We start from the raw sequence: 15485 nt of genomic DNA on the forward strand, positions 1-15485 counted from the left end.
AGGCTGTTGTGGGAGCGGGTTCACCCGCGAACACCGGCGAAGCCGGTGCCATGCACCGCGTTGCCTGCTTCGCGGGTGAACCCGCTCCCACAAGGGCTGCAAAGCAGCCCCGGCAATCTCACTGGTTGCGCGGCAGCCAGTTCAACAGGAACTCATTCACCACCCGTGGGTTCTCCAGGCTGGAGATATGCCCCGCAAACGGAATCTGCGCCGCCAGGCAGCCAATGATCCGCGCCATTTCATTGGACTCTTCCGGCGGCCGCGGAATGTCCTGGTCGCCGCACATCAGGATGGTTCTCTCGCTCGGCAGCTGCTCGAGTTGCTCCAGCAGGTCGTGTCGTCCAAAGATTATCCGCCCCATGGGATCGAGGCTCTCGGAAATTGTTTGTGCACTGCTTGCCTTTAGCTGAGCGCGAAACCGCTTACGGATTTCAGGCACGGTCTGGCCGCCTGCATGGAAAAAAATAGGCACGATGATGTCGAGCAGCAGGTCGCTGAATTCGCCGGCTTCGCTGGCGGCATCCAGCAAGGCGAAGTACTTGAGCCGAGTCTCCTCCGGCTCGGCGCCCAGGTAAGTGTCCATGAGCACCAGGCGATCAATTCGGTCAGGGTGGGTAGCAGCCAGCGGTGCCCCCCACATACCGCCTACCGACAGCCCGACCAGGTGGCACCTGGTGATTTCCAGTTTGTCCAGCAACGTCAGGTGCTGGCGGACCAGGCTGTTAATGTCGATGGTCGTGGCAGGCGGAGCATCGGAGCCGCCGTGGCCCCAAAGCTCAGGGACGATGACGCGGAAGTGTGCTGACAGGGCTTCGATTTGCGGCTGCCACATCTGGGCGGACCACAGGTAGCTGTGGCCGAGCAGGACCGGGAAGCCTTGGCCCTGGTCGATGTAGCTCATGCGGGCGCCGTCGATTTCGATGAAGTGTCTTTGCATGGAATGGGTCTCGGCTGGGAGCGCTGTAGGGTATTCGAAATTGTCGGGGGCCGCTTTGCGGTCCATTCGCAGCACAAGTCTGCTCCTACAGGGGATCGCGGTCTCTTGTAGGAGCAGCCTTGTGCTGCGAATGGGCTGGCACCAGACGCAAGGTACTCTGCGCCGGAATCACCCCCATCTGCGCCTTCTGGTACTGCCCCTGCACATACCCTTCGGCCTGATCCGCAAAATGCCTGTCGAACGGCACACCACTCTGCCCGACCGGGTTGGTGGTCAGCGCCTGCCCGGCATCGGCAAAGTCGACCAGCCGCCGCGTCGACGGCCCATAGGTCACCGGCCATGGCGCCGGGCCGATCTTCGCCGAGAGGTTGTTCGGCACTTCATGGGTGCCCGGTGCGGCGAACGGGCCGACGTTGAACAGCAGGTTCAGCGGCTTTTTGACCCCCAGCGGGTGGTTGTGGGTCAGGGTATGGGCCTTGCCCCACTGCCAACTGGCCGGGTCGTTGCCCAGGGTTTCCCGCAGGTGCTTCAAGCTGTTCTGCCACGCCATCCGCACCACGGCGTTACGGTCGGTGCGCTGGTTGGCTCCGCGGGTGTTCCACCACGGTGAATCGGCATCCGCCGCCAGGCGCGGCAGGGCTGCGTCGATGGCGCGGGTGCTGATCAGCACCGGGAACCAGGTGTCGCCCAGCTCGTCATGCAAGGCCGCGAATGCCAGCTCGTAGAGGAACTGGTTGAACAGCGTGGCACTGGTCGAGTCGAGCGGGTAGTCGCCGCTCCAGGCTGCCAGTTGCTCGACCAGCTCCTTCTCTTCGTCACCTTCGGCCACTGCGCGCAGCGTTGCCAGCAGTGGTGCAAGGGTGCGCGGACCATAGTCACTGCCAGTGTCCAACTGCAGCGCCTGGCTATTTTGGGTATCCCACTTCACGTCGGGGTTGGCCAAGTGGCGATCGAGCTGGCGGCCTCGGTCCGGCAGGTTGTAGTAACCGGGTATCGGCACTGCTGCTGGAGGCTGGTAGTTGGCCGAGACAATGTAGCCGCGTGCCGGGTTCTCCTGCTGGGGGTTGACGCTGAAGGGGTAGAAGCCGAGCTTGTCCGCCTGCGCACTGGCACCATCGAGGATGAACACGGGGTCGACGCCGTCGGGGCGGATCGGCAACTGCGCCGCCGCCCACCAGCCGATATCGCCACGGGCATTGGCCCAGACCAGGTTCAGCCCTGGCGCATGCACCTTGGCCGCAGCCTCGCGCATCTTGCCCAGGGTATCCGCGCGGTTGAGATGGTAGAAACCGTCGAGGAGCGGGTTTTCGGTTTCTAGGAACGCCCACCACATGGCGATTGGCGTGGGCCCGGCAATGGCACCCAGCACGTCGTTGACGATCGGGCCATGGGGCGAGCGGCGGAGGCTGAGGGTGACCGGTGCTTCGCCTTTGACGGCAATCTGCTGCTCGGTCTTTTCCAGCGCCTGCCATTTGCCATCGACCATCACCTGGTTGGCGTCGGCAGGGTTGGTGCGCTCGGCGATCAGGTCGACGTCGTCATTCTGGAACATGGTCAGGCTCCAGCCGAAGTCGCGGTTGTGGCCGAGCAGGGCGAACGGGTTGAGCGCCTGGAAGTAGCCATACAGGTTGAAGCCCGGCGCCGACAGCTCGGCCTCGTACCACACCGCCGGCACCGCAAAACCGATGTGCGGGTCGCCGGCCAGCAGCGGCCTGCCGCTGCGGGTGCGGCTGCCGGCCACGGCCCAGGCGTTGCTGCCCTCGAATTGCGGGATGCCCGCATCGCCCAGCGCGTCATGGCTGAGGTGGGCGAGGGCCTCCAGGCTTTGCCAGTCGGCAGCAGCTAGCGGTGTACCCAAGGCGCCCTCGGGCTGCCAGGCGAGATCGAAGATGTTCAGGTACTCAGGGCCCAGCTGGTCGCGGATGTAGGTCAGCGCGGGCTCGGTGCGAAACGCGGCGGCGAAGCTGTAGGCCAGGTAGCCGGCGATGCTCAGGGTGTCTTCGGCGCTGAAGGGGCGTGGGGTGATGCCGAGCAGGTCGAACTCCACGGGTTTTGGGTGGCTGGCCTGCCAGCTGTTCACCCCGTCGAGGTAGGCCTGCAGGGCTTGCCAGGCGGGTGACTGGCGGTCCTGACGCTTGGCCATCAGTGCTGCCTGTTCGCGAATGCGCAGGCTGCGGAACAGGGTGTCGGTGGGCAGCAGCTTGTCGCCCAGTACCTCGGCCAGCTCGCCCCGGGCCAGGCGCCGCAGGATCTCCATCTGGAACAGCCGGTCCTGGGCATGCACGTAACCGAGAGCACGATACAGGTCCGGCTCGCTCTGCGCCTGCAGGTGCGGCACCCCACGGGCGTCGTAGCGCACGTTGACCGGCGCCTGCAGGCCGGCGATGGCCACGTCGCCCTCGCGTTGCGGCAGCTTGCCCTGCACATACCAGTATCCGGCGCCGGCGGCCACGGCAACCATCACGGCCAACAGGGTCAAGCTGCGCTTCATGCAGGCTCCTTGTGCGTTCAAGCGAAAAATGTGGTCCGATGATCGGCGGATTCGCGACCAGAGCATAGCCCCAGGAAGGAGTTTCCATGTCCCTCAGCGAAAAACAGAAAATGCTTACAGGCCAGCTCTATCACGCTGGCTGCCCCGAGCTGCAGGCCGAGCAGATCGCCAACAAGCACTGGATGCACCGCTACAACAGCAGTGTCGAATTGCTCAACGACGCACGTCATGGGCTCCTGGTAGAGCACTTTGGCCAGGTCGGCGAAGGCGCGGTGATCCGCCCGCCGTTCTATTGCGACTATGGCTACAACATCAGCGTCGGCCGCAACACCTTCATGAATTTCAACTGCGTGATCCTCGATGTGCTGCCGGTGCGTATCGGTGATGACTGCCAGATCGGCCCCAACGTGCAGATCTATACCGCCGACCACCCGCTCGACCCCGAGGTGCGCCGCACTGGGCTGGAGAGTGGCCGGCCGGTGACCATCGGCAACAACGTGTGGATCGGCGGCGCGGCGATCATCCTGCCGGGGGTGACCATTGGCGATAACGCCGTGGTGGGTGCCGGTAGTGTGGTGACTCGGGATGTGCCGGCTGGGGCGGTGGTGGTGGGCAACCCTGCGCGGGTGCGTCAGCCGGCCCAGGGGCAGTAGCAGCCCACCGCCAGGGTATTTGAGGCACTCACCTGGCGGCCGTCGAGTAGCGCCTTGAGGATCGGCTCGATGAAGCTGTTGCTGGCATTGCACACCGCGCCTTCGCTGTAAGGGCCGAAGTAGGCCAGGTGGCCTTGCCGGTCCCAGATGGCCACGGCCGGGGAGGCGGGCAGGTGTTCGCTGCCGGGCAGGCTGGCGAGTGGCTTGAGGGCGGTGAGGTTGGCTGGCAGCTGGCCGTGGCTGTCGGGCTTTTGCAGCACGTGGAAGGTCACGCCCTGGCTGGCGAACCGGCTGACCAGGTCGCCCAGGTGCTGCTGGTTGCCGACGTTGCACGGGCAGGCCGGGTCCCAGAAATGCACTACCCGGATCGGGCCGGGGCCTGCCAGTTCGGGGGGCAACTGCAGCTGGCTGCCGTCGAACAGCGTGGCCTGGTTGTCGAACGGGCGCAGGTAGCGGGCCTGGAAGGTGGTGTAGGCCTGCCAGAGGATGGTCACGCCGACCAGAAGGGCGATTGCCGTGCACAGCGGTTTGATGATCCGAGTCTTCATGAAGTTTCCGCGGCCCTCTGTAGGAGCAGCCTTGTGCTGCGAAAGGGCCGGCATGACTGAGGGAGTTGTTGTGGCAGTACCGGCCTCTTCGCAGCACAAGGCTGCTCCTACCGGGGGATACCGCTATCGGCCTGAAATCGAGCAAGCTTGCCACGACGCCAGCCAGAGCTGAATATCCCAGATCAATACTTGCTTCACTGTGGATGTACCCGATGCCCGCTGCCTTTCATCCCGACCTCCTGCGCACCAGCCTGGCGCCGCTGACCGTTCGCCAGCCGTTGTCGGCGCAGGCGCAAGACTACCAGCGCTTCTATGGCCTCAACCTGTCGGCTCACAGTTGGCTGGGCGGCTTCCAGGCCGCGGGGTTCGATCTGGTCGGGCAGGCCTGGCTACCCGAGCAGCCGAGCGCGACTCTGTTTCTGCTGCACGGCTATTACGATCACATGGGGCTGTACCGTCACGTGATCGATTGGGCGCTCAAACAGGGGTTCGCCGTGATCAGTTGCGACCTGCCCGGCCATGGCCTGTCCAGCGGCGAGCGGGCCAGCATCAGTGATTTCGCGGTTTACCAGCAGGTGCTGGAGGCTTTGCTCGAACAGGCGCGCACGCTGCAACTGCCGCGCCCCTGGCACCTGTGCGGGCAAAGCACCGGTGGCGCCATCGCCGTGGACCACCTGTTGTACCAAGGCGCGCGCAGCCCCATCGATGGCCAGGTCATCCTGTTGGCACCGCTGGTGCGGCCCTGTGCCTGGCGCTGGTCGAAGCTGAGCTATCGCGTGTTGCGTCACTTCGTGAATGGCATCGAGCGGCGCTTCAGCGAGAACACCAATGACCCGACCTTCCTGCCGTTCCTCGAAGCCGACCCGCTGCAACCGCGCCGTCTGCCAACCGCCTGGGTGGGCGCCTTGATTGCCTGGGTCAAGCGTATCGAAGCCGCGCCGCGCAGCTCGCGGCGGCCGTTGATCGTGCAAGGAGAAGCGGATGGCACAGTGGACTGGCCGTACAACCTCGAAGTACTCAAGGCCAAGTTTGCCGAGCCGCAGATTCTGATGCTGCCCGAGGCCCGTCACCACCTGGCCAACGAGCTACCTGGCATTCGCAAGCGCTACTTCGACTTCATCGACCAGCGCCTGAACTGATCACTTCAGGTCGTTGGTGCTCTGGCCAACCGCCAGGCCTGCGCGTACAGCGGCCAGGGCTGCCTGGTAGTAAGCCTTGCCGTCCGGCGACTCGGCAAAGGTGGCGAACTCTTCCAGCTCGGCATCGGACAGGTCGCGGTAGACATACAGCAGCGTGTTGTTGAGGTCTTCGCCAATCTGGCTCATCAGACGCTGGCGCTGACCATCGAGCAGGCCCTGGGCCTGACCGCCGCCGAACAGGCCGGGGATCATCGAACTGAGGCTGTCGGCAGCCACGCCGGCGATGGCCAGGCTCACTTCGGCGCCGGCTTCGCGCGCCGGCAGGGCCTGGGCCAGATGCCCGATTATCAGCAGGCGATCATCGCTGGCCTGGATCTTCGGCAAGCCCTTGGCATTCCTGGCCAGTTCGTCCTTGCGTGTGGCCTTGAGCTCCGCAGCCACCACCTTGCGCCCCAGCGGCGACCGGAAGAAAGCCAGCGCCGGTGCCGGGTTGGCCAAGGTTGCGCGCAGCTGCGCCTGGGCGCGACGGTCCACCGCCTGGGCCTGGAAGCGCTGGTTGCTGTTGTTTACCAGCGCCTGGTACACGGCGGGTGGCAAACTGTTGCGGTAGCGTTCCTGGGCAGCGGTCAGGGCATCATTGAAATGGGCGCGCTGGTCGGGCCAGCCGGCGGCCTTGTACAGTTGATCCAGGTTGTCTGCCCAGACAGGCACGGTGCAGATCATCAGCAGAATCAGGGAAAACAGACGGCGCATTCAGGACTCCTGTCGGCAGGTGGCTATTGTCCGTGGCCGGGCGCCGGTTTGTCGAGATATCCGCGTGCTTCTCGGCCAAGTGGCGCTGTGCGCCGGCATGGCTAATGGATATGATGCGCGCCATGCACATCTCCCCTGAACACCCGATGCTTGCGGCCGTCGTCGACGATCTGGCCACCCATGGCTGGTCCCAGCAGGCGCTTTTTCTGCCTGCCGACCTGGTGCGTGCGCTCGCGGCCGAGTGCCGGCGCCGTGATGCCGAAGGCGAACTCAACCCTGCAGGGGTTGGGCGCGGTGCTGCCCAGGAGGTGCGCGAGGCCATTCGCGGCGACCAGATCCAGTGGATCGACCCCGGCCAGGCCGAGGCCTGCGACCAGTACCTGAGCGCCATGGACCAGCTGCGCCAGGCCATCAACCAGGGCCTGTTCCTTGGCCTGGAAGACTTCGAGTGCCATTTTGCCTTGTACCCGCCAGGGGCGTTCTATCGCCGGCACCTTGACCGCTTCCGCGATGATGACCGGCGCATGGTGTCGGCAGTCCTGTACCTGAATGAAGGCTGGCAGCCGCAGGACGGTGGCCAGTTGCGCATGTTCCTGGCGGATGGTGTCGAGCATGATGTCGAGCCGGTGGCGGGCTGCCTGGTAGTGTTCCTGTCGGGCGAGGTGCCCCATGAGGTGCTGCCGGCCGGGCGTGAGCGGCTGTCGTTGACCGGCTGGTTCCGACGCCGTGGCAATGACCCGTTCTGACCTGCCCAAGGTGCTGGTCAGCGCCTGCCTGCTGGGGCAGCCAGTGCGCTATGACGGCCGAGCCAGTGGTCACCCCGACCTGTTGCAGCGCTGGCAGGCCGAAGGGCGCGTGGTGCCGTTGTGCCCGGAAGTGGCGGGTGGCTTGCCGACTCCACGGCCGCCTGCAGAGATACCGGGCGGGCAGGGTGGGGAGGTGCTCGATGGTGACGCGCAGGTGCTTACGGTGACGGGCGAGAATGTCAGCGCCGAGTTCCTGGCCGGGGCGCAGCGGGCGCTGGACCTGGTGCGCCGGCATGGCATTCGCGTGGCCGTGCTGAAGGCTGGAAGCCCTTCGTGTGGCAACCGGTTGACCTATGACGGCACGTTCAGTGGTGTGAAGGTGGCCGGGGAAGGGGTGACCACGGCATTACTGCGGCGGGCGGGGGTGCTGGTGTTCAGCGAGCTGGAGCTGGAACTGGCGGAGCAGGCGTTGGCTGGGCTTTCGGCTTGAGCCTGTCCCGGCCCTTTCGCAGCACAAGGGTAAGCGATCCCTGTAGGAGCAGCCTTGTGCTGCGAAGAGGCCGTGATAGGCAATAAAGCGCTTACTGCCCGGACGCAGTCTCAGGCACACCCTTGAACCACTTCTGCTCAAGCTCGGCAGTCCGCCCGCTGTCCTTGAGCCGCTGCAGTGCATTGTTCACCGCGCTCTCGAACGCCGGGTTGTCCTTCTGGAACGGGATCACCAGCTGCTTCTCGCCAAACGGCAGGCTCATATCGAGCTGGCCGTCACCTTTGGGCGATTCGCTCGACGGGGTCAGTGCGATGTCGTACTTGCCACTCTCGACACCGGGCAGTACCTCTGCCGCAGGGGCTTCGATGAACTCGGCGCGCAGGTCCAGTTCCTTGGCCAGCGCCTGGCCGAAGTCGATCTCGAAGCCGCTCAGGTGGTCATTTTCCTTGAATGCGTACGGCGAGTTGTCGGCCTGTACGGCTATGCGCAGTTCGCCCCGGTCGGCAATTTCGTCTATCAGCTCGGCCTGAGCCAATGGCGTGATCAGTACCGCCAGCATTACTCCTATGGTCGAACGCATTAAAGCCCCTTTTCTCTTTGGCAGATGAATAACCTTCGCCACGGCTTTCTTCCTCGCCGTGGTCGAGCGCAGCCTATGACCTTGAAGCCTCGGCATTGTTTAACCCTGATTGAAATATTTCTGCCTGAGGATGTGAACATCTGGGCAAACATATCAACTAAGGTGAACCACCGCCGCCACTGGAATACTGGCGGCGGTCAATAAGTGAATCACAGGAGAAGTGAATGAACAGCCTATTTTCGCGTGCTGCCGTTGCTGGTCTGATGATGGGAGCGTCGATGTTCGCCAGTGCCGCAGATGCCCTGAAGAGCCAGGAGCCGCCCAAGGATGCCAAGGTCTTCATCGTTTCCCCTGCCGATGGCGCCACGGTCGACAAGACCTTCACCGTCAAGTTCGGCATCGAGGGCATGGCGCTCAAGCCTGCGGGTGACAACACCCCGCACTCCGGCCACCACCACCTGCTGGTGGATGTGGATAAAGAGCCGGTGGCCGACATGGCCCTGCCGGCCAGCCTGATGCCACAGGCCGGCACCGCGTTGCCGGATGGCCCGCAAGTATTGCACTTCGGCAAGGCGCAGACCGAAACCAGCATTACCCTGACCCCAGGCAAGCACACCCTGCAGCTGGTGCTGGGTGACCAGTATCACGTGCCGTTCAAGCCGAGCGTCGTGTCGCAGAAGATTACTGTCGACGTGAAATAGGGGTTGAGCTCTTCGCGGGCAAGCCCGCGAAGCAAGCGACACCAATGTCACAGGCAAAAAAAGGGAGGCCACCAGGGCCTCCCTTTTTTCATGCCGCCAGCGAACTTAGAACAGCACGCGGGAACGGATGGTGCCCTTGACCTGTTGCAGCTTCTCTTGCGCCAGGTCGGAGTACTCGGCGTCAACGTCGATCACCACGTAACCGACTTTCTCGTTGGTCTGCAGGAACTGACCAGAGATGTTGATGCCGTTCTCGGCGAAGACCTTGTTGATTTCGCTGAGCACGCCCGGGATGTTTTCGTGGATGTGCAGCAGGCGGTGCTTGCCTGGGTGCGCCGGCAGGGCCACTTCCGGGAAGTTGACCGAGGATACCGAGGTACCGTTGTCGCTGTACTTGACCAGCTTCTCGGCCACTTCCAGGCCGATGTTGGCCTGGGCTTCGGCAGTGGAACCACCGATGTGCGGGGTCAGGATCACGTTGTCCAGGCCACGCAGCGGGCTTTCGAACTGCTCGTCGTTGGAGCGCGGCTCCACCGGGAACACGTCGATGGCGGCGCCGATCAGGTGCTGGTCCTTGATGGCGGCGGCCAGGTGGTCCAGCTCGACCACCGTGCCGCGTGCGGCGTTGATCAGGATCGCGCCCTTCTTCATCGCGCGGATTTCCTTCTCGCCGATCATCCACTGGGTGGACGGCAGCTCAGGCACGTGCAGCGAAACGATGTCGGCCAGGCCCAGCAGCTCGTGCAGGCTGGTGACCTGCACGGCGTTGCCCAGTGGCAGCTTGGTCAGCGGGTCGTAGAAATACACCTGCATGCCCATGTTCTCGGCCAGGACCGACAGCTGGGTGCCGATCGAGCCGTAACCGACGATACCCAGCTTCTTGCCGCGGATTTCGAAGGAATTGGCCGCGCTCTTGATCCAGCCGCCACGGTGGCAGGAAGCGTTCTTCTCGGGGATGCCGCGCAGCAGCAGGATGGCTTCGGCCAGTACCAGTTCGGCTACCGAACGGGTGTTGGAGTATGGCGCGTTGAACACGGCGATACCGCGCTCGCGGGCAGCTTCCAGGTCGACCTGGTTGGTGCCGATGCAGAAGCAGCCAACGGCGACCAGTTTCTTGGCGCAGTCGAAGATCTCTTCGGTCAGCTGGGTGCGCGAACGGATGCCGATGAAGTGGGCATCTGCGATCTTTTCCTTCAGCTCGGCTTCCGGCAGCGAACCAGTGAGGTATTCGATGTTGGTGTAGCCGGCGGCCTTGAGGGTATCGACCGCGTTCTGGTGCACACCTTCAAGAAGAAGGAACCGGATCTTGCTCTTGTCGAGAGAAGTCTTGCTCATCTGCGTAAACCTGTATCCCGGAGAAAAAATGGCGAGGGTGATGCTAGGCGCAAAGGCGGCCTTAGCATGAACAGCGGGAGGGCTATGCTAGCATACGCGACACAATCTGAGCTTATCCCGACAGGTGAAGAGTGCTCAGGGTGACTATGAATAAGTCGAGAGTTCCAGCGATGACCCACCCCGCTGTAATTGATGAACTGATGACCCTTGTCGACCCTGGCAAGGTCCTGACCGACGCAGCTTCCCTGGAAGCCTATGGCAAGGACTGGACCAAGCATTACCCACCGGCACCCAGCGCCATCGTCTTTCCCAAGACGGTGGAGCAGGTGCAGGCGATCGTGCGCTGGGCCAATACGCACAAGGTGGCGCTGGTGCCGTCTGGCGGGCGTACCGGGCTTTCCGCAGGCGCCGTGGCGGCCAATGGCGAAGTGGTGGTCGCCTTCGACTACATGAACCAGATTCTCGGCTTCAATGCCTTCGACCGCACCGTGGTCTGCCAGCCAGGGGTGATTACCCGCCAGCTGCAGGCCTACGCCGAAGAACAGGGCCTGTATTACCCCGTGGACTTCGCCTCCAGCGGTTCCAGCCAGATTGGCGGCAATATCGGCACCAATGCCGGCGGAATCAAGGTGATTCGCTACGGCATGACCCGCAACTGGGTGGCCGGGTTGAAAGTGGTGACCGGCAAGGGTGAGCTGCTGGAGCTGAACAAGGACCTGATCAAGAACGCCACCGGCTACGACCTGCGGCAGCTGTTCATCGGTGCCGAAGGTACCCTGGGCTTTGTGGTCGAGGCCACCATGCGTCTGGACCGTGCGCCGCGCAACCTCACCGCGATGGTGCTGGGGACCCCGGATTTCGACTCGATCATGCCGGTGCTGCATGCCTTCCAGGGCAAGCTGGACCTGACCGCCTTCGAGTTCTTTTCCGACAAGGGCCTGGCCAAGATCCTGGCGCGTGGCGATGTGCCGGCACCGTTCGAGACCGACTGCCCGTTCTATGCGCTGCTGGAATTCGAGGCCAGCACCGAGGAGGTGGCCAACGAAGCCCTGGCCACCTTCGAGCACTGCGTCGAGCAAGGCTGGGTGCTGGACGGGGTGATGAGCCAGAGTGAGACCCAGCTGAAAAACCTGTGGAAACTGCGCGAGTACCTGTCGGAAACCATCTCGCACTGGACCCCGTACAAGAACGACATTTCTGTCACGGTGTCGAAAGTGCCAGCGTTCCTGCGCGATATAGATGCCATCGTCGCCGAACATTACCCGGATTACGAAGTGGTGTGGTACGGCCACATCGGCGACGGCAACCTGCACCTGAACATCCTCAAGCCCGAGCACATGAGCAAGGACGACTTCTTCGCCTCGTGCACCAAGGTCAACAAGTGGGTGTTCGAGATCGTCGAGCGCTACAACGGCTCGATCTCCGCCGAGCATGGTGTGGGCATGACCAAGCGTGACTACCTGGGCTATAGCCGCTCGCCCGAAGAAATTGCCTGCATGAAGGCAATAAAGGCCGTGTTCGACCCTAACGGCATCATGAATCCGGGTAAGATCTTCGCACCTGAATAGAAAGCAGTGTCCAGAGGAGTCGGCCATGAGTTACCAGCATCAGTACGTAGACGGCACACGCATTCACTTCCCGCTGGGCAAGGTGGTTTGCATCGGCCGTAACTATGCCGAGCATGCCAAGGAGCTGGACAATCCGATCCCCACCGAACCGCTGCTGTTCATCAAGCCGGGCAGCTGCGTGGTACCAGCCGAGGGCGGCTTCAAGATCCCGACGGAACGTGGCTCGGTGCACTATGAGGCGGAAATTGCCGTGCTGCTGGGCAAGCCGCTGTCGACTCACCCGAGTGAGGAAGAGGTGCTGGACGCCATTTCCGGCTATGCACCGGCGCTAGACCTTACCCTGCGTGACGTGCAGGCCAAGCTGAAAGAGAAGGGCCTGCCCTGGGAGTTGGCCAAGTGCTTCGATGGCGCCTGCGTACTGCCGCCGTTCGTGTCGGCCGCCAGCTTCGAGGATGTGACCGACATCCCAGTGCGCCTGACCGTCAACGGCGAAGTTCGCCAGGATGGTAACAGCGCGATGATGCTCAACCCGATCGTGCCGATGATCCAGCACATGGCCGCGCATTTCTCGCTGCAGGCGGGGGATGTGATCCTCACCGGTACCCCGGCGGGTGTGGGGCCGTTCAATGTCGGTGACGAATTGGTGCTGGAGTTGCCGGGTGTGAGCCGCTTCGAAAGCCGGGTGCTCTGACTCGAGACCGCGTCGCCTTCTTCGCGGGTAAACCCGCGAAGAGGCCGGTCCTGTTTACCGATTTTTCACACCTGATCCGGATAATGCGCGAATCTTCGCCCATTTCCCCAGGACCCCTGCATGCCATCTCCCTCCAGCGCCCCGGCAACCCCCAAGCGTCGTTTCTTTCTGCGCTGGCCCTTCGGCCTGGCTGTGGCGGCGGTAGTCGGCTATGGCGTGGCCGTAGCCATGCACTGGGATGACCGCGGTGCGCTGTGGGTCAAAGAAAGTTTCGAAAGCGCCGCCGAGCGCAGCGAGAGCGTATGGCTACCAGACTACAAGGTCGACATCAATGCCAAACCGTTGCCGGGCATGGACGACGATGAAGCTTCAGATGTGGCCTTCAACCCGCGTACCCGCACCCTGTTCGCAGTCATGGGCAAGAACCCGATCCTGGTCGAACTGAGCCTGGATGGCGATGTACTGCGCAAGATCCCCCTCAACGGCTGGAACAACCCGGAAGGCGTCGCCGTACTGGAAGACGGCTACCTGGCAATCACCGATGAGCGCCTGCACGACCTGACCGTGGTCAAGGTGGATGCGCAGACCACCTCGTTGAACCATGATGATTTCCAGAGCCACGACCTGGGCCCGTCGTTGAAGAGCAACAAGGGCTTCGAGGCGGTGGCCTGGGACCCGCTGCGCCAGCGCCTGGTCATCGGCGAGGAGCGCCCGCCCAGGCTGTATACCTGGAATACCGACGGCCGCAGCCCGCTCACGGGTGAAAAACAGCTTTTGCCCAGTGATGAACTTGACCTGCGCAACCTATCGGCGCTTGGCGTGGATCCGCGTACCGGCCACTTGCTGGTGCTGTCGTCCGACTCCAACATGCTTCTGGAACTGGACGAGCAGGGCCAGCAAGTCAGTTTCATGACCCTGCTCGGCGGTTTCAACGGCCTGCAGGACACCATCCCGCGTGCCGAAGGGGTGGCCATGGACGACAAGGGCAACCTGTACATGGTCAGCGAGCCTGCACTGTTCTATCGCTTCAGCAAAAACTGACCCAAACATCCGACTTTTCGGATGCTGGCATTAAGCTTTACTTCAGTTGTTCGTGATTAGATTCGTCACCCCTGTGTCGAGTCTTCCCTCATGCGCCGTTTTGTTCGTCCGTTCCCTGTTCTGGTCGTTATCGGCCTGATCCTGCTCGGCTTGGCCGGGCAGGAGTTTCGCCTGTTCGAGCGTGGCTGGTTCAACCTCAACGCCTGGTGGCAGCCAGCCGAGCAAAGCATCGGCCTGGACCGTTACCGGGTGGTGGTGGAGGCGCAGCCGATCGAGGGGCTGGATGACGACATCTCGGCGCTGACCTACGACCCCGACCGCAAGACTCTGTTTACCGTTACCAATGCACGCTCGGAGCTGATCGAGCTGTCGCTGGACGGGCGCATCCTGCGCCGAGTGCCGCTGACCGGCTTCGGCGACCCGGAAGCCGTGGAGTACGTCGGGCCCAACAGCTATGTGATCACCGACGAGCGTCAGCAGCGGCTGATTCGCGTGCGCCTGGAGGACGACACGATGTTCCTCGATGCCGGCGATGCCGAGCAGCTGACCCTGGGCATTGGCCTGAATGGCAACAAGGGCTTCGAGGGGCTGGCCTATGATTCGGCGGGCAAGCGCCTGTTCGTGGCCAAGGAGCGTGACCCAATGCTGATCTACGAGGTGCATGGCTTCCCGCACGACAATCCTGAGCAGCCCTATGCGGTGCATGTGGTGCAGGACCGCAAGCGTGATTCGCGGCTGTTCGTGCGGGACCTGTCGAGCTTGCAGTTCGATGAGCGCAGCGGGCACCTGCTGGCGCTGTCGGACGAGTCGCGGCTGGTGCTGGAGCTGGATGTGGAGGGCCGGCCGCTGAGTACCTTGTCGTTGCGCAAGGGGTTCCAGGGGTTGCAGGCGACGGTGCCACAGGCGGAGGGGATTGCGATGGATGAGGCGGGGACCATCTATCTGGTCAGTGAGCCGAACCTGTTCTATGTGTTCAAACAGCCAGCGGAGTGAGCAGGTGGGGCTGCTTTGCAGCCCATTCGCAGCACAAGGCTGCTCCTACAGGAAACCGCGTACCCCTGTAGGAGCAGCCTTGTGCTGCGAATCGAGGGCGAAGCTCTAGCAGAAAGTTACTCGGCCTTGAGGCTCTTCACGCCCTCAGAGGTACCCAGCAGCAGCAAATCTGCCGGCCGCGCCGCGAACAGGCCGTTGGTCACCACGCCAACAATGGCATTGATCTGCGCTTCCAGCTCCACCGGGTTGGTGATCTGCAGGTTGTGCACATCGAGGATCACGTTGCCGTTGTCGGTAACCACGCCCTCACGGTACACCGGGTCACCGCCCAATTTGACCAGCTGGCGCGCCACGTGGCTGCGGGCCATCGGGATCACTTCGACCGGCAGCGGGAACGCGCCCAGCACCGGTACCAGCTTGCTGGCATCGGCGATGCAGATGAAGGTCTTGGCCACGGCGGCGACGATCTTCTCGCGGGTCAGGGCTGCGCCGCCGCCTTTGATCAGGTTCAGGTGCGCGTCGCTCTCGTCGGCGCCGTCCACGTAGAACTCCAGTTCGCTGACGCTGTTCAGCTCGTAGACCGGGATGCCATGGCCCTTCAGACGCTGGGCAGTGGCTTCGGAGCTGGCGACCGCGCCGTCGAAGGCGGTCTTGTGCTGAGCCAGGGCGTCGATGAAGAAGTTGGCGGTCGAACCGGTGCCGACGCCGACGACGCTCTTTTCATCCAGCTTGGGCAGAATGAAGTCGACAGCGGCCTGGGCGACGGCCTGTTTGAGTTGGTCCTGGGTCATGCGGGCTCCGAGAGGGGGCAGGGCGGTT

General features: G+C 63.2%; 16 protein-coding genes. 9 read left to right on the top strand and 7 right to left on the bottom strand.

Annotated elements, in window-relative coordinates; translation table 11 throughout:
• Positions 1 to 118: 118 nt before the first annotated feature.
• Together GYA95_RS24775 and GYA95_RS24780 are read right to left on the bottom strand one after the other, a co-directional pair.
• Positions 119 to 937, bottom strand: coding sequence for an alpha/beta fold hydrolase (locus GYA95_RS24775; RefSeq protein WP_043936295.1), 819 nt, complete (start codon positions 935 to 937; stop codon positions 119 to 121).
• Positions 938 to 1022: 85 nt separating this feature from the next.
• Positions 1023 to 3428 carry a penicillin acylase family protein gene (locus GYA95_RS24780; protein WP_015272201.1) on the bottom strand — a complete coding sequence of 802 codons (2406 nt, stop codon included), beginning with the start codon at positions 3426 to 3428 and terminating at the stop codon, positions 1023 to 1025.
• Positions 3429 to 3514: 86 nt separating this feature from the next.
• Between GYA95_RS24780 and GYA95_RS24785 the strand changes: the two genes are divergently transcribed.
• On the top strand, positions 3515 to 4081 hold the full coding sequence (locus GYA95_RS24785; protein ID WP_015272200.1) for a sugar O-acetyltransferase: 567 nt from the start codon (positions 3515 to 3517) through the stop codon (positions 4079 to 4081).
• Here the strand turns inward: GYA95_RS24785 and GYA95_RS24790 are convergent.
• A complete protein-coding gene (locus tag GYA95_RS24790; protein ID WP_015272199.1) occupies positions 4060 to 4629 on the bottom strand; it encodes a DUF6436 domain-containing protein in 570 nt (189 codons plus the stop codon). The two genes, GYA95_RS24785 and GYA95_RS24790, sit on opposite strands and share 22 nt — an antisense overlap.
• 212 nt (positions 4630 to 4841) lie before the next feature.
• Between GYA95_RS24790 and bipL the strand changes: the two genes are divergently transcribed.
• Positions 4842 to 5768 (top strand): phospholipase BipL, encoded by a 927-nt coding sequence (gene bipL, locus GYA95_RS24795; protein ID WP_015272198.1) that lies wholly within the window; start codon positions 4842 to 4844, stop codon positions 5766 to 5768.
• Here bipL and GYA95_RS24800 read toward each other — a convergent pair whose 3' ends face one another.
• Entirely contained in the window at positions 5769 to 6521 is a 753-nt protein-coding gene (locus tag GYA95_RS24800; protein WP_015272197.1) for a DUF2059 domain-containing protein, read from the bottom strand.
• 113 nt (positions 6522 to 6634) lie between these two features.
• Here GYA95_RS24800 and GYA95_RS24805 point away from each other — a divergent pair, with 113 nt between their 5' ends.
• Both GYA95_RS24805 and GYA95_RS24810 read left to right on the top strand, forming a co-directional pair.
• Complete coding sequence (locus GYA95_RS24805; RefSeq protein ID WP_024087880.1) at positions 6635 to 7267, top strand: 2OG-Fe(II) oxygenase; 633 nt, start codon at positions 6635 to 6637, stop codon at positions 7265 to 7267.
• The gene (locus GYA95_RS24810; protein ID WP_015272195.1) at positions 7254 to 7757 is read left to right on the top strand and encodes a 2-thiouracil desulfurase family protein; all 504 of its coding nucleotides are present in this window, start codon (positions 7254 to 7256) and stop codon (positions 7755 to 7757) included. Before GYA95_RS24805 ends, GYA95_RS24810 begins: the two co-directional genes overlap by 14 nt.
• Before the next feature lie 91 nt (positions 7758 to 7848).
• Here the strand turns inward: GYA95_RS24810 and GYA95_RS24815 are convergent, their stop codons facing one another.
• Positions 7849 to 8337 (bottom strand): substrate-binding periplasmic protein, encoded by a 489-nt coding sequence (locus tag GYA95_RS24815; RefSeq protein WP_043935986.1) that lies wholly within the window; start codon positions 8335 to 8337, stop codon positions 7849 to 7851.
• A 224-nt stretch (positions 8338 to 8561) separates the two neighbouring features.
• Between GYA95_RS24815 and GYA95_RS24820 the strand changes: the two genes are divergently transcribed.
• Positions 8562 to 9038 carry a DUF4399 domain-containing protein gene (locus GYA95_RS24820; RefSeq protein WP_015272193.1) on the top strand — a complete coding sequence of 159 codons (477 nt, stop codon included), beginning with the start codon at positions 8562 to 8564 and terminating at the stop codon, positions 9036 to 9038.
• A gap of 105 nt (positions 9039 to 9143) precedes the next feature.
• Here the strand turns inward: GYA95_RS24820 and serA are convergent, their stop codons facing one another.
• Positions 9144 to 10373 (bottom strand): phosphoglycerate dehydrogenase, encoded by a 1230-nt coding sequence (gene serA / locus GYA95_RS24825; RefSeq protein ID WP_003258542.1) that lies wholly within the window; start codon positions 10371 to 10373, stop codon positions 9144 to 9146.
• Positions 10374 to 10543: 170 nt separating this feature from the next.
• On the opposite strand from serA, the gene GYA95_RS24830 reads away from it, so the two are divergent.
• The 4 genes from GYA95_RS24830 (at position 10544) to GYA95_RS24845 (ending at position 14666) form a co-directional block, all read left to right on the top strand.
• Complete coding sequence (locus GYA95_RS24830) at positions 10544 to 11941, top strand: FAD-binding oxidoreductase (protein ID WP_015272192.1); 1398 nt, start codon at positions 10544 to 10546, stop codon at positions 11939 to 11941.
• Positions 11942 to 11966: 25 nt separating this feature from the next.
• Positions 11967 to 12632, top strand: coding sequence for a fumarylacetoacetate hydrolase family protein (locus GYA95_RS24835; RefSeq protein ID WP_015272191.1), 666 nt, complete (start codon positions 11967 to 11969; stop codon positions 12630 to 12632).
• Between the two features lie 120 nt (positions 12633 to 12752).
• Positions 12753 to 13673 carry an SdiA-regulated domain-containing protein gene (locus GYA95_RS24840; RefSeq protein WP_015272190.1) on the top strand — a complete coding sequence of 307 codons (921 nt, stop codon included), beginning with the start codon at positions 12753 to 12755 and terminating at the stop codon, positions 13671 to 13673.
• A gap of 90 nt (positions 13674 to 13763) precedes the next feature.
• Positions 13764 to 14666 (top strand): SdiA-regulated domain-containing protein, encoded by a 903-nt coding sequence (locus GYA95_RS24845; protein WP_015272189.1) that lies wholly within the window; start codon positions 13764 to 13766, stop codon positions 14664 to 14666.
• Between the two features lie 116 nt (positions 14667 to 14782).
• On the opposite strand, the gene rpiA is transcribed toward GYA95_RS24845, so the two are convergent.
• Positions 14783 to 15457 carry a ribose-5-phosphate isomerase RpiA gene (gene rpiA, locus GYA95_RS24850; RefSeq protein WP_013974672.1) on the bottom strand — a complete coding sequence of 225 codons (675 nt, stop codon included), beginning with the start codon at positions 15455 to 15457 and terminating at the stop codon, positions 14783 to 14785.
• Between the last annotated feature and the right edge of the window lie 28 nt (positions 15458 to 15485).

The sequence above is a fragment of the Pseudomonas asiatica genome (genome assembly GCF_009932335.1).
Classification (GTDB): Bacteria; Pseudomonadota; Gammaproteobacteria; order Pseudomonadales; family Pseudomonadaceae; genus Aquipseudomonas; species Aquipseudomonas asiatica.